This is a genomic window from Sorangiineae bacterium MSr11954, from assembly GCA_037157815.1.
Classification (GTDB): Bacteria; Myxococcota_A; Polyangia; order Polyangiales; family Polyangiaceae; genus Pendulispora; species Pendulispora albinea.
Window position 1 is genome coordinate 962337 of record CP089984.1, and the last position, 11321, is coordinate 973657.

Annotated in this window: 15 protein-coding genes; 4 read left to right on the top strand and 11 right to left on the bottom strand. The window is 64.3% G+C overall.

Annotated features, from left to right (window positions below; all coding sequences use genetic code 11):
• Nucleotides 1–53: 53 nt before the first annotated feature.
• The 5 genes from LZC94_03960 to LZC94_03980 are packed head-to-tail and all read right to left on the bottom strand — an operon-like array spanning nucleotide 54 to nucleotide 4779.
• The gene (locus LZC94_03960) at nucleotides 54–746 is read right to left on the bottom strand and encodes a 3-oxoacid CoA-transferase subunit A (protein ID WXB16435.1); all 693 of its coding nucleotides are present in this window, start codon (nucleotides 744–746) and stop codon (nucleotides 54–56) included.
• Between the two features lie 15 nt (nucleotides 747–761).
• Nucleotides 762–1340, bottom strand: a complete 579-nt coding sequence (locus LZC94_03965; protein WXB16436.1) for a hypothetical protein — start codon at nucleotides 1338–1340, stop codon at nucleotides 762–764.
• Entirely contained in the window at nucleotides 1337–2041 is a 705-nt protein-coding gene (gene pcaH / locus LZC94_03970; GenBank protein ID WXB16437.1) for a protocatechuate 3,4-dioxygenase subunit beta, read from the bottom strand. Before pcaH ends, LZC94_03965 begins: the two co-directional genes overlap by 4 nt.
• Before the next feature lie 13 nt (nucleotides 2042–2054).
• Nucleotides 2055–3257, bottom strand: coding sequence for a 4-hydroxybenzoate 3-monooxygenase (gene pobA / locus LZC94_03975; protein WXB16438.1), 1203 nt, complete (start codon nucleotides 3255–3257; stop codon nucleotides 2055–2057).
• 19 nt (nucleotides 3258–3276) lie between these two features.
• Nucleotides 3277–4779, bottom strand: a complete 1503-nt coding sequence (locus LZC94_03980) for a benzaldehyde dehydrogenase (protein WXB16439.1) — start codon at nucleotides 4777–4779, stop codon at nucleotides 3277–3279.
• A gap of 203 nt (nucleotides 4780–4982) precedes the next feature.
• Between LZC94_03980 and LZC94_03985 the strand changes: the two genes are divergently transcribed.
• The 3 genes from LZC94_03985 to LZC94_03995 all read left to right on the top strand — a co-directional run bounded on the left by LZC94_03985 (nucleotide 4983) and on the right by LZC94_03995 (nucleotide 6757).
• The gene (locus tag LZC94_03985; protein WXB16440.1) at nucleotides 4983–5810 is read left to right on the top strand and encodes a hypothetical protein; all 828 of its coding nucleotides are present in this window, start codon (nucleotides 4983–4985) and stop codon (nucleotides 5808–5810) included.
• Nucleotides 5811–5905: 95 nt separating this feature from the next.
• Nucleotides 5906–6409 carry a cytochrome P460 family protein gene (locus LZC94_03990; protein WXB16441.1) on the top strand — a complete coding sequence of 168 codons (504 nt, stop codon included), beginning with the start codon at nucleotides 5906–5908 and terminating at the stop codon, nucleotides 6407–6409.
• A 54-nt stretch (nucleotides 6410–6463) separates the two neighbouring features.
• A complete protein-coding gene (locus tag LZC94_03995) occupies nucleotides 6464–6757 on the top strand; it encodes a hypothetical protein (protein ID WXB16442.1) in 294 nt (97 codons plus the stop codon).
• Nucleotides 6758–6804: 47 nt separating this feature from the next.
• Here the strand turns inward: LZC94_03995 and LZC94_04000 are convergent, their stop codons facing one another.
• The 3 genes from LZC94_04000 to LZC94_04010 all read right to left on the bottom strand — a co-directional run bounded on the left by LZC94_04000 (nucleotide 6805) and on the right by LZC94_04010 (nucleotide 9015).
• The gene (locus tag LZC94_04000; GenBank protein ID WXB16443.1) at nucleotides 6805–8175 is read right to left on the bottom strand and encodes an IS66 family transposase; all 1371 of its coding nucleotides are present in this window, start codon (nucleotides 8173–8175) and stop codon (nucleotides 6805–6807) included.
• A 118-nt stretch (nucleotides 8176–8293) separates the two neighbouring features.
• A complete protein-coding gene (tnpB, locus tag LZC94_04005; protein ID WXB16444.1) occupies nucleotides 8294–8692 on the bottom strand; it encodes an IS66 family insertion sequence element accessory protein TnpB in 399 nt (132 codons plus the stop codon).
• A complete protein-coding gene (locus LZC94_04010) occupies nucleotides 8686–9015 on the bottom strand; it encodes a hypothetical protein (protein WXB16445.1) in 330 nt (109 codons plus the stop codon). The genes tnpB and LZC94_04010 overlap by 7 nt, the downstream gene beginning before the upstream one ends.
• On the opposite strand from LZC94_04010, the gene LZC94_04015 reads away from it, so the two are divergent.
• Complete coding sequence (locus tag LZC94_04015; protein WXB16446.1) at nucleotides 9005–9253, top strand: GNAT family N-acetyltransferase; 249 nt, start codon at nucleotides 9005–9007, stop codon at nucleotides 9251–9253. The genes LZC94_04010 and LZC94_04015 overlap by 11 nt on opposite strands.
• A 52-nt stretch (nucleotides 9254–9305) precedes the next feature.
• Here the strand turns inward: LZC94_04015 and LZC94_04020 are convergent, their stop codons facing one another.
• From LZC94_04020 to LZC94_04030, 3 genes are all read right to left on the bottom strand, one after another.
• The gene (locus LZC94_04020; GenBank protein ID WXB16447.1) at nucleotides 9306–9509 is read right to left on the bottom strand and encodes a hypothetical protein; all 204 of its coding nucleotides are present in this window, start codon (nucleotides 9507–9509) and stop codon (nucleotides 9306–9308) included.
• Between the two features lie 602 nt (nucleotides 9510–10111).
• Entirely contained in the window at nucleotides 10112–10531 is a 420-nt protein-coding gene (locus LZC94_04025) for a hypothetical protein (GenBank protein WXB16448.1), read from the bottom strand.
• Between the two features lie 156 nt (nucleotides 10532–10687).
• Nucleotides 10688–11320: a hypothetical protein gene (locus LZC94_04030; GenBank protein WXB16449.1), complete on the bottom strand. Its 633-nt coding sequence runs from the start codon at nucleotides 11318–11320 to the stop codon at nucleotides 10688–10690.
• Nucleotide 11321 lies beyond the last annotated feature (1 nt).

Sequence of the window (11321 nt, forward strand, 5' to 3'; positions counted from 1 at the left end):
CCGTTCTCATGAAAATACGGGCGCTACGAATGCTGCGGGCGATGCGGAGCGCATCATGCGGGGATGCGGCTCATGCCGAGCTCGGACGGCACCTGCACGATGCCGTGGACGTGGACGCCGGGGGTGACGATGGCCTCCGGATCGAGCGCGCCGAGCTCCACGAAATGCGTCGTTTGAACCACGGTTCGCTTGGCCGCCGTGGCCATGACCGCGTTGAAATTTCGGCCGGTCTCGCGGTACGTCAGGTTTCCCCAGCGATCGGCGCACCACGCTTCGATGAGCGCCAGATCGGCGCTGAGCGCGTACTCGAGGACGTGCGGGCGGCCATGGAGGATGCGCGTCTCCTTGCCCTGCGATAGGCGCGTGCCGTAGGCGGTTGGCGTGTAGAATGCACCGACTCCTGCGCCCGCGGCGCGGATGCGCTCGGCCAACGTCCCTTGCGGCACGATCTCGAGCTCGATTTGGCCTTTGCGATAGAGCTCCTCGAACACGACCGAGCCCGCGCTGCGCGGAAAGCTGCATACGATGCGGCGCACCCGACGGAGCTCCATCAGCCGAGCGAGCCCGGTGCGCCCGGTCCCCGCGTTGTTCGAGACCACCACGAGATCCTTGGCGCCCTGCTCGATGAGGCCTTCGATCAGCGCGTTCGGCTGCCCCACCGATCCGAAGCCGCCGATCAGGACCGTCGAGCCGTCGGCGACCCCGGCCAGGGCCTCGGCCACGGTGTTCACGCGCTTGTCGATCATGCTGTCCTTTCCTCGTCAGATCTCGAAAAAAACCGTTTCATGCTCACCTTGGAGCCGAATGTCGAAATGCCAAGAGCCGTTGCCATCGCTCTTCGCGAGCAAGGTGGACCGGCGCGCGGGCTCCAGCGATTGGAGGACCGGATCGCGCGCGTTGGCCGGGTGATCCGCGAAGTAGATGCGGGTCATGAGCGGCTTGAGCAGCCCGCGCGCATGCAGCATCACGGCGATGTGTGGAGCTTGCTCCATATCGTTTCCGTGCCCCCATGCGCGGTCGCGTTCCTTGCGCTCCTCGCGTTGCTCGCGTTCTTCATGGTGCGCGGGGTCGAGGGTGCGAATCGCAAATTGCCCGTTGGCGTCGGTGGCGCACCGGCCCCAACCCGGGAATGTGCCTCCCGCGGGCGGGCTCGTTTGCCAGATCTCCACGCAGGCGTCGGTCACCCGCGCGCCGTCGCCGTCGGTGATGGTCCCTCGCAGCTCGATGGGCCGGCCTTTTGCGCCGAAGCGGGTGAGATCGCACCACTCGAGGTCGGCGAGCCCGTGCCAGAAAGGGCCGATGGTTTGGTGGCTGGTGGCGGTGGGCATGCTTCGCGTCATCCGTTCTCGAAAGGGGTGGCCGAGAGGCCTCGGAGCACGAGGTCGAAGCGGTAGCCGAGCGCGTACTCCGGCATGGTCAGCTCGATGTCGAAGGTGGAAACGAGCCGCGCGCGCGCGTCGGGATCGGGGATGGAGTTGTAGACGGGATCGATGGCCAGCAAAGGGTCGCCCGGAAAATACATTTGCGTGATCAGCCGCGAGGCGTAGCCGGCGCCGAAGAGGGAAAAGTGGATATGGTTCGGTCGCCATGCGTTGGGGTGATTCCGCCAGGGATAGGCGCCCGGCTTGATGCTCGTGAATCGGTAGCGGCCCTCGTCGTCGGTGAAGACGCGGCCGATGCCGCGAAAATTCGGATCGAGCGGGGCGTCGTGCTGGTCGCCGCCGTGGTCGTATCGGCCGGTGGCGTTGGCCTGCCAGAGCTCGATCATGGTGCCCGGTACGGGCCGGCCATCTTCGTCGGTGACCTTGCCGGCCACCACGATGCGCTCGCCGATGGCCTCGCGACCCTCGGCGGTCTTGGCCAGGTTGGCGATGGGGGGCACCACCGCCGGTGAAAAGGAGGGACCGCTGGCCTCGGTCCACGTGGTGGGCAGCCGTACGAGCGGCTGCTTGGGGGCGCGCTTGCGCGTGCTCCCATAGGGATCGTACGCGTAGGGCGGTTGGCTCCCGGGGATGGGAGGTCGGTAGGTGCCGTGGTTCATGGAAGATACGCCTCTACGAGAAGGGGAGTCCTACGTAGTTTTCTGCGAGGGTCGCCTGCGCCGATTTGGACGATGCAATGTAATCGAGCTCGGCCAATTGAACGCGGTAATCGTAGTCGGATTGTCCGGTCACCCGATGGAGCATCGCCGTCATCCACGACGAGAAGCGCTCGGCCTTCCAGACGCGCTGGAGGCAGCGCGCCGAATATTGCTCGAGCAACGTTTCGTCGCCCGAGCGGAAGAAGGCCCCCAGCGCCTCGGCGAGCCATTGCACGTCGGCCACCGCCAAGTTCAATCCTTTGGCCCCGGTGGGGGGAACGATGTGCGCGGCGTCGCCGGCCAGAAAGAGCCGGCCAAAGCGCATGGGCTCGGCGACGAAGCCGCGCATCGGGGTGATGCCCCGCTGGAGGATGGGGCCGTCCTTCAAGGCGAAGCCGTCGCGGGTGGCGAGGCGGGTGCGGAGCTCCGACCAGATGCGATCGTCGGACCAATCGCCGAGATCTTCGTTCGGTGCACACTGCAAATACAGACGGCTCACCGTGGGCGAGCGCATGCTCAAGAGCGCGAAGCCGCGCTCGTGGTGGGCATAGACGAGCTCCGTGGAGCTCGGCGGTGCCTCCGCCAAAATGCCGAGCCAGGCGAAGGGGAACTCGCGCTCGAAGAAGTGAATGGCCGAGGGCGGGATCGAAGGGCGGCATACGCCGTGAAATCCGTCGCACCCGGCGATGAAGTCGCAGGTGAGCTCGACCTCTTCGCGCGACGCATCGCGGAAGCGGATGGTGGGACGATGCGAGGTGAGGCCCTCGACGCGGACGCCGTCGACGTCGAACCGGAGGGGGCCGCCGTAGGCGAGGCGCGCGGCGACCAGATCGCGGACGACCTCGTGCTGGCCGTAAACGAGGATGGCCTTGCCGGTGAGCTCGCGGAAGTCGATGCGGTGCGAGCGGCCCGCGAAGCGAAGAAAGATGCCGTCGTGGACCAGACCTTGGCGGCGCATGCGCTCGCCGAGGCCGGTGGCGGTGAGCAAATCGGCGGTGCCCTGTTCGAGGACGCCGGCGCGCAGCCGGTTCTCGACGTAGTCGCGCGAGCGCGCCTCGAGCACCACCGACTCGATTCCGCGAAGGTGCAGCAAGTGGGCGAGCAGGAGGCCGGCCGGCCCCGCGCCCACGATGCCCACCTGCGTGCTCACCCGTGTGACGGTCTTCGTATGTGCCATGTGCTCTACAATGGCCGATTCAAATCGGACGCGCAGGTGCTTTGTCGCGAATCGTCATCCATTGCCATTGCGTGAACTCGTCCCAGTTGGCGGGCCCGCCGATGCTCGTTCCATTTCCCGATACGCCCACGCCGCCGAAGGGGTTGATGACCTCGTCGTCGATGGTTTGATTGTTGATATGCAATAGCCCCGTGCGCAGCTGCCGCCCCAGCGCGGTGGCGCGCCCCACGGAGCTCGAAAGAATGGCGCCCGAGAGCCCATATTCGGTCTGGTTGGCCAAGGCCACCGCCTCGCGATCGTCGTCGAAGGCGGTCACCGGGGCGACGGGGCCGAAGATTTCCTCCTCGAAGGCGCGCATGCCCGGCTTGACCTGGCTCAAGACGGTGGGGCGGAAGAAGAGTTTTTGGTACGTTCCCCCCGTCTCCAGCCGCGCGCCCGCGTCGATGCTATCGCGCACGATGGATACGATGTGATCGCGCTGCCCTTGATTGATGAGCGGGCCGATGACGACGTTCTCGTCGGTCGATGGATCGCCGGTGGGCAAGCCCGCCGCCTTCTCCGCCAGCTTGGCCACGAACTCTTTTTCGAGCTTGCGGTGCACCAAAATCCGGCTCGACGCCATGCAGATTTGCCCTTGGTGCAAATAGGCACCCCAGGCTGCATTCGACACCGCCAGATCGAGATCGGCGTCATCGAGCACGATGAGCGAATTTTTGCCCCCGAGCTCCAGCGACACTTTCTTGAGATTCCGCCCCGCGAGCTCGCCGACCTTGCGTCCCGCCGTGGAGGAGCCCGTGAACTGAATCATCCCCACCTGCGGATGGGCGCAGAGCGCCGCGCCGGCATCCGCCGCGCCGGGCAACATATGGAGAACGCCCTCGGGGAGCCCCGCCTCCTGGAAGATGCGCGCGATGACCACACCTCCGCAGACGGCCGTGCGCGGATCGGGTTTGAGCACCACGGCATTGCCCACCGCCAGCGCGGGGGCGACCGCACGAAGGGCCAGATAGAGCGGGAAGTTGAAGGGCGCAATGACGCCCACCACACCGATGGGGCGCCTTCGCGCGATGCTGACGCAATCGGGTTGGCTGGGGAGCACGATCCCTTGCGGCTGCGATGGCATCGCCGACGCTTCATGGAGCGCTTTGAGCGCGAGCCCCACCTCGAAGGCCGCTTTTCCGCGCGTCCCTCCGCTCTCACGCATGATCCACGAGCTGATCTCGGCCGTGTGCTCCTGCATCAGCTGCGACGCACGGCGAAAGATCGCGGCGCGCTCCTCGTACGGTAGGTCGGCCCACGCCGATTGAGCTTCCCGTGCGAGGCCGACCGCGCGCCCGATGTCGCCGGGACTTGCGAGGCCGATGCGGCCCACCACCTGCAGTGTCGCCGGCTCCACCACGTCGGTCGACGTCTCCAGCTCGCGCCATCCGGAGGAAAAAACGCGCCCGCGCCATGTGGCTTGGGGAAGAAGCTCGCCGCTCGAACCATCGACTCGCCCCGCTCTCATGGCTTGCGTGCTCATGGTGCTCCTCCTTTTTCCGCATTTTTGGGATTTGTTCGGTAAACGAACATTTGTTCGGACAACACGCACTAGCTAGAACCGGTCTCTCTTGGGCGTCAAGCGGCGTTGGACATGCCATTGGCGATTACGCGTTGCGCTGCGCGCGATTGTCGGCTGGCCGCCCGCAGCTTGTCAGGCCTTGGAGCAACGCCTATCACGATCCGATGAAGAGCCAGATTTTCATGGATAAGTCGCTCGCGCAGCGGCTCGAGCGGACCGAGGGGGCCATCAACGCATCGATGGTGGGCACGCGCGCCAAGCTCGAGCCGGCCTCGGGCGCGGCATGGACCGAGGTCGCGGGGACCTACGCGATGTTCGATGGTGCTGGCTCACCGATGACGCAGTCGTTTGGCTTGGGCATGCAGGTCGAGGCCACGGACGAGGTGCTCGAAGAGCTGGAGACCTTCTTCCGCGCGCGCGGCGCAGCCGCCCACCACGAGACGAGCCCTCTTGCGGGCGTGGGGCTCTTCGCCAAGCTCGTGGCGCGGGGGTATCGACCGCTCGAGCTCAGCACCGTTCTCGTGCAGCCGCTCGACGAGGTGTTCGTTGAACAGGGTGCGCCGGCCGGTGCGGCCGCGCCCCGCGTGCGCCTCGTTCGCGAGGGGGATCGCGCGCGCTGGATCGAGACCATGGTTCGAGGCTGGGCGCAGCTGCCCGCGTATGCCGCGGCCATTCGCGGGATGGCGACCGTATCGTTCGCGAACTCCGATATGCTGAAGTTCATCGCCGAGGGCCCTGGCGGCGAGCCGATGGCCACCGGCGGTCTCGCGCTCCACGGCGAGGTGGCGCTCCTCGCCGGCGCGAGCACCATCCCCGAGCATCGCAGCCGCGGCGCCCAAGCGGTGCTCCTCGCCGCGCGTCTGGCGTATGCGCGCGCCCGCGGGTGCGACGTCGCCATGATGGTGACCGAGCCCGGAAGTACGTCGCAGCGCAACGCCGAGCGGCGCGGGTTTCGGGTGGCGTACACGCGGACGAAGTGGGCGTTGGGGTAGCGGGCCGATAGCGGGCGCCGCCGGGTGGATTCGAAAATCGATCGACGAAGCGGGGATGCGCGAAACCCCTCTTGGGGTCGTGCGTAGCCCGAGCCATGAACGATCGTGCGCGATGGGCCTTTGGCGTCGCTCTTTGCAACTTTTGCGTCGCGGGTCTCGGGATCGCGGGCTGTGGGGCGCGCGAGCCCGCGCCCGCGGATACGCGCAACGAGCTTGCGTCCTTGCCGGCGACATCCGAGCTCGATCCGCACGGGTGGAAGGTCATCACGTCGGCGATCCATCGAAACGACGGTACGATGTCGACGCTCTTCGGCAACGACATCGCCGTAAAAGCGAGCCGCGCCGGGCAAATGCCGTATCCGCCGGGGGCCGATCTTTCGTGGGTCACTTGGGCGAGCCAAGAGGACGCGCATTGGTTTGGCGCGAAGATTCCTGGCAAGGTCCAATCCGTCGAACGGGTTCGGTTCGAGACGGCGGGCGGCCAACCTTCGTATGATAAATACGAGGGCAGCCCCTGGACGAAACATGCCGTGGAGCCGGCGGCGGCCGCCGAGCGCGTGGCGTACATCGTCCGTCAGCGGGCTTCGGTGATGCCGTAGGCGTTTGCGTTGGCGATGGAGCGACGGACATTGGCGATGGGGCGAACGCGTGCGATGCTGCTGCGCATACAGGTGAGGCCTGCCGAGCTTCGGGATCTGGAGGCGCTCGCATCGCTGCGCGGGAGGCTTTGGTCCGATGTTCCGGTGGACCAGCTCCGGGACGATGCCTCTGCGATCCTCATTGGAGAGCCGCGAAGCACGCTGCCGGTCGTTCTCTTCGTGGCCGCGAGCGAAGCCGACGACGGCGTGCCCATCGCCTTCGTGGAGGTCGGGTTACGCTCCCACGCCGATGGCTGCGATCCAAGGCGGCCCGTGGGCTTCATCGAGGCATGGTACGTAGCCCCGTAACCGTACGGCGAACGGCCTGAACGGGGTTCCGTTCGATCCGCGATGGTCTAAGGGTCGAAGAACGTCGAGGGTGATGCGATCGCGTGTGGTTTCCAGCGATCGGGCAGGAGGTTCGAGAGATTGTCGTCGGCGGTCTTGTCGATGCGTTCGAGGACGTCCGCGATGTACTCAACGGGATTGATGGCAACGCGTGTGCACGAGACGACCAGTGAGTAGAGCAGAGCGAGTTCCTTACCGGCGTCCTCGCTGTGGACAAATAGAAAATTTTTCCGGCCAAGAGCGACGAGCCTAAGGGCATTTTCTGCCAAGTTATTGTCCAGGCGGATGCGCGGATCGCGGAGAAAACGGCCGAGCGGGCGCAGGTTGCGCCATACATAGTGCGCGGCACGACCGAGCAACGTCTTCGGTCCGTGTGCACGACGAAGTTCGCGAGAAAGCAGAAGTAATCGGACAAATAGAGGCCGTGCATAGGTGCGCCGCAGCGCGAGATGCTCGGCCGTGCCAAGGAACGCGCGATGCTCTGCCTCGTGCTCGACACCGTACATTCCGGCGATGAGGTCGAGTGCTTCCTTCGCTTCGGGCACCTCCCCGGCCTCGAAAAATTTCCGACGAACGTGAGCGAGACAGCCACATCGCTGACGGAGTCCTCGCTTCTCGAGCGGGTCATATCCACGATAATCGTCGCACAGAAATGCGCCAGGCGAATCACCGAGGACCTCGAGTGGAGCATCGCCACCACGCGTGAGCTCAAAGCGATATCCCGTGAGGCGCTTGCCAACAAAGGCCCAGATAAACGCCTTCGAGGTTTGCTTCGTCAGCGTAAACGACGTCTCGTCGACATGGACGAGGAAGTCCTTCTTGATGACGTCGAAGAGCGGGGCTCGGAGGGGCTCGAGCTTTTGCGCCGCACGCCGGAACAAGTCATTCATCGTGCTTCGTGCGATGGGCATACCGAGCCGCGCGAACGACTGCTCGAGACGATAAAGCGGCGTGACGACAAGGCACTTCGAGACGACGAGGTGCGCAACGAAGCTCGAATCGTACCGCGTCTTGTCCGACCAACGCTCCGGCGGCGGCGCGGTAATGACGCATCCACCGCATCGACACGCGACGACCTCGCGCGTGTGCACAACACGTCGGAAGTAGCCCGGGACGTACGAGTAAACCTCGGATGGCTTGCCGGTGCCGACGCTGCGAAAATTCGTGCCGCCGCAAAGATGACACTTCTTCAGCGTCTCGGGCACGGGCTCCGTCTTCTCTTCTGTGACGATGTGTTCCGCGCGAAGCAAAGCCTGCTCCGTGCGGCGCTCGGCGATCTCCGCTGGCGTCCTCGGTGGCCGCGCGATCTTGGGCATCTTGCCCATCTTCTCGGTACGCCTGGCGAAGGCGCGTTTGAGCACCTCGAGCTCGGCCTGCATGATATCCATTCGAGCTTGCGCCCGCGCACCCTCCTGTTCGAGGTACTGCGCGTACTCGCGCCAAGCGCAGGAACCGTGTTCGTCGTTGTCGGGAGGAGGGACCAATAAACAGCTTTGATCATGCACTCCGCCGAATGTCGATCCCCTTTTTCGCTTCGGCGGTCGTCTTCGCGGGTTTCCACATCGGTGTGCGTCGAACGAGACGAAGATCGACACCATCGAGCAGCATGGTGAGCGACGTCGCGTCGAGGTCGATGCATGAGGCCCCTTCAGGGATCCGCGGCAGCGTGAAGCGCCCAGATTCGAGCCTTTTGTAATAGACAACGAAGCCGCCCGCGCTGAAGAAGAGGATCTTCACGCGATCCATGCGGCGACCAAGAAACACGAAGAGGGTGCCACTGTACGGGTCGGCCTTCCACAAAGACTGCACGAGCGTCACGAGGCCATCGTGTCCGCGCCGAAGGTCGACGGGCGCACTCGCGAGGACGATCTCGATGCCGGGCCCGAGACTCAACACGCGCGCGCCGCGGCGGCCACCAGCGCCGCAAGATGCTCGGCCGTAATCGCTCCACGCATCGTGATGCGTGCCGGTCCGGCTTCGACGACAAGCTCGATATCGCGCTCCACCGTCGCAGGTCGTGTCACGACGACGGGCAGCAGGCGCGTGGGGCCTGCTGTGCGCGCGCGCCGCTCAAGCTCGGATCGCCACCAGATCAACGTCCGCTCCCTGACGCTGTGTCGGCGGGCGATCCCCGCCGCGTCGCCGCTTTGCGCCAGCTCCTTGATCCGCTCAGCCCACCAGTTCGCATCATGTCTCGCCATGCGCGCAATGAACATCAAACGCGACCGCCCCGCACGGCGTCTTTGCCCGTACGGTTACGTAGCCCCGGAGCATCGGCACGGCGGCATCGGGCGCGCGCTGATCGCTCGCGCCGAAGCTTGGGCGAGGGAGCAAGGGTGCACCGAGCTCGCGTCCGATACGTGGGCCGACAACCACGATGCGCAGCGCGCGCACGCCGCGCTCGGGTTCGAGCTCGTGGATCGCTGCGTGACCTACCGCAAGTCGCTCGGCGAATGATCCGTGGCGCCCGGGGGGCACGGTATGGTGGCGAGCGCCGGGGCGTCGCCTCTCAGCCGCCGAGCTCCCGTTGGACGGCGCGTGAGCGGGATTCCTCCGGCAGGATATCGCGCACGCGGAGCGAGAGGGGATCGTCTCGCCCATCGAGCAGGCTGGCGAGCCAGGCTCCAAGGACGGGTGCAAGCTTCGCTGCAAGCTGGATCAGCTGGATCCCAATTTCGACATAATCGACTAAGGACTCCTCACGTTCGGACATGGCACATTCCTCCGAATCCCTCTGATAGCGAAAGCGCGTCGATGACAACCGCGGGGATCGCGACACCTGCACTTCTGAGCGCAAGGGTAAGCTGTCGAAGCGCGATGACGGCGTCGTTGGCCGAGCAAGATGCTTTGCCACGTTGCCCGGTCTCCCACGCGTCTACCGCAGCTTCGGCGGTGAGGAGAGCGGGGCGCGCCGTGTCGTAAGCATCTGCGCAGGTCTTGGCGAGCTGCGCGTCGCGTCGCTCGCGCGCCGTCGTGGCGCACAGTTCGTCCGCGACGGAGACCGCCCGCGCAACGGTGAGAATCGCGGCACGCGCGGTCTGGCGATCCGGCGAGCTCGCGTCTCGAGCCGGCGCGCACGAAACGCACGTCGCCGTTACGAAGACGGCGACCGCCGCATTCGCACTTACGCGCCCAATTGCTCTCGCAAGGGATTCGTTCATGGTGTTACCTTGCCCACGATTCGGGGTCGCCGGCTCGCCGTCCATTCGGTTCGTTCACGTTGCCGTCCTTTCGTTGCTCGAAAGCGCGCAAATGGCTTCGCCATACTCCGATCCATACGAACTCCGTTGGATGAACCAAAGCGCATTTCAATTTTCAGAAGCTGGTCAGGGCAGGCGTTGCCTTACGGCGTGCCCACACTTGAAACACGATATTCTGCTGTGGATGACCCCGGCGATTGGCGCCGACTCCGGAGACCGCGAGGCTGAGCATTTCACCTCCCATCGCGCATGCTTTGGGCCGCACGATCTCGCGTATCTTTTCGGACATCGCATCCGTGCCCTCATCTGCACCAATCATGACGACCCCGATGCCCTCGTATTCGCCTCCTGCACCGAACTTGCCTCCCTGCTGGGTGTCCGTGTCCGAGATCGACGCGAACTGCAAGGTGCAATTTTCAGGTTTCGGAGGGCGCGGCGCCCCGATACGAGCTTCTCCGACGGCGGGACCACAAGCCAGTTGGAAAACGGCACTTATCGCCATCGTGATCGAACCGCTGAAGGACGAGAGTCTCATTTGATTTGTCTTTCTTTGCGAGTGTCGGTGGGTTGGCGCCTGGAGTTGGTGCGCGTGCGGCACATATTGCTGGTCACGAAGTCGAGGTCCGCCTCCTTCCAAGTAAATCGTTGACCTAAATGTTTTTTAAATAAGTCGCAGTTTGCGTTATAGACATCATCTATTGATGATGTCTATAACGTTGCGTAGCGCATTTAACACAGCGTTGGCTTGCGCAAGCATCAGAGAATCGTCGAGTCGACTTGCAAGATCGTGATTGGATAATAACACGTCGCTTGCGACGTCCACTACAGTCGCACGTGCCATCGAATCCGCCGCAGGGCCTGGTCCCCAAATCGTGGCCAGAAACGAGATCGTCTGTGATAAAAACGGTGAAAGGGGGGAATTGACGGAGGCTTGCATGCGCAATCTGATTGCTGCGTGGAGAAAATTTCTCGACGTCTCCAAGAATGGTTTTGCGAGCGCCGTTGGCTCGGCCCCTTTCTCTGAAACGAACGGATAGCTGGGAAATGGTTCGCCACTAAAAAGGCTTAGCTGCAGGTTGAATGCTTGGGGCGTGTAGAACTCATCGTCCGATAGGGACGCCATGGATTCCAACGTCTGTACCAAGAAAGAGCTGTCGATGCCGACAAATGCTCCCGCGTCCGAAGCAAACGGTATGACGAGACTGGTAACGGCGTCTCGAAATACATTCTTCACCGTTTCTGGTAGAAACGGTACCGCGCGCCGTGCGGTAACGATGAGGCATAATCCTCGCAGGCCGCCAATCATATCCTGCGAATCCATCACT

Coding starts and splice junctions, on each gene's coding strand:
- LZC94_04000 (WXB16443.1), bottom strand. CDS start 8,175: ATGCAGGCCGAGCTCGAGGTGCTCAAACGCGCCTTCGCCAGGCGTACC.
- pcaH (WXB16437.1), bottom strand. CDS start 2,041: ATGAACCACGGCACCTACCGACCTCCCATCCCCGGGAGCCAACCGCCC.
- LZC94_04015 (WXB16446.1), top strand. CDS start 9,005: ATGAACATCAAACGCGACCGCCCCGCACGGCGTCTTTGCCCGTACGGT.
- pobA (WXB16438.1), bottom strand. CDS start 3,257: ATGGCACATACGAAGACCGTCACACGGGTGAGCACGCAGGTGGGCATC.
- LZC94_03960 (WXB16435.1), bottom strand. CDS start 746: ATGATCGACAAGCGCGTGAACACCGTGGCCGAGGCCCTGGCCGGGGTC.
- LZC94_03965 (WXB16436.1), bottom strand. CDS start 1,340: ATGACGCGAAGCATGCCCACCGCCACCAGCCACCAAACCATCGGCCCT.
- LZC94_03980 (WXB16439.1), bottom strand. CDS start 4,779: ATGAGCACGCAAGCCATGAGAGCGGGGCGAGTCGATGGTTCGAGCGGC.
- LZC94_04025 (WXB16448.1), bottom strand. CDS start 10,531: ATGAGACTCTCGTCCTTCAGCGGTTCGATCACGATGGCGATAAGTGCC.
- LZC94_04020 (WXB16447.1), bottom strand. CDS start 9,509: ATGTCCGAACGTGAGGAGTCCTTAGTCGATTATGTCGAAATTGGGATC.
- LZC94_03990 (WXB16441.1), top strand. CDS start 5,906: ATGAACGATCGTGCGCGATGGGCCTTTGGCGTCGCTCTTTGCAACTTT.
- LZC94_03995 (WXB16442.1), top strand. CDS start 6,464: ATGCTGCTGCGCATACAGGTGAGGCCTGCCGAGCTTCGGGATCTGGAG.
- LZC94_03985 (WXB16440.1), top strand. CDS start 4,983: ATGAAGAGCCAGATTTTCATGGATAAGTCGCTCGCGCAGCGGCTCGAG.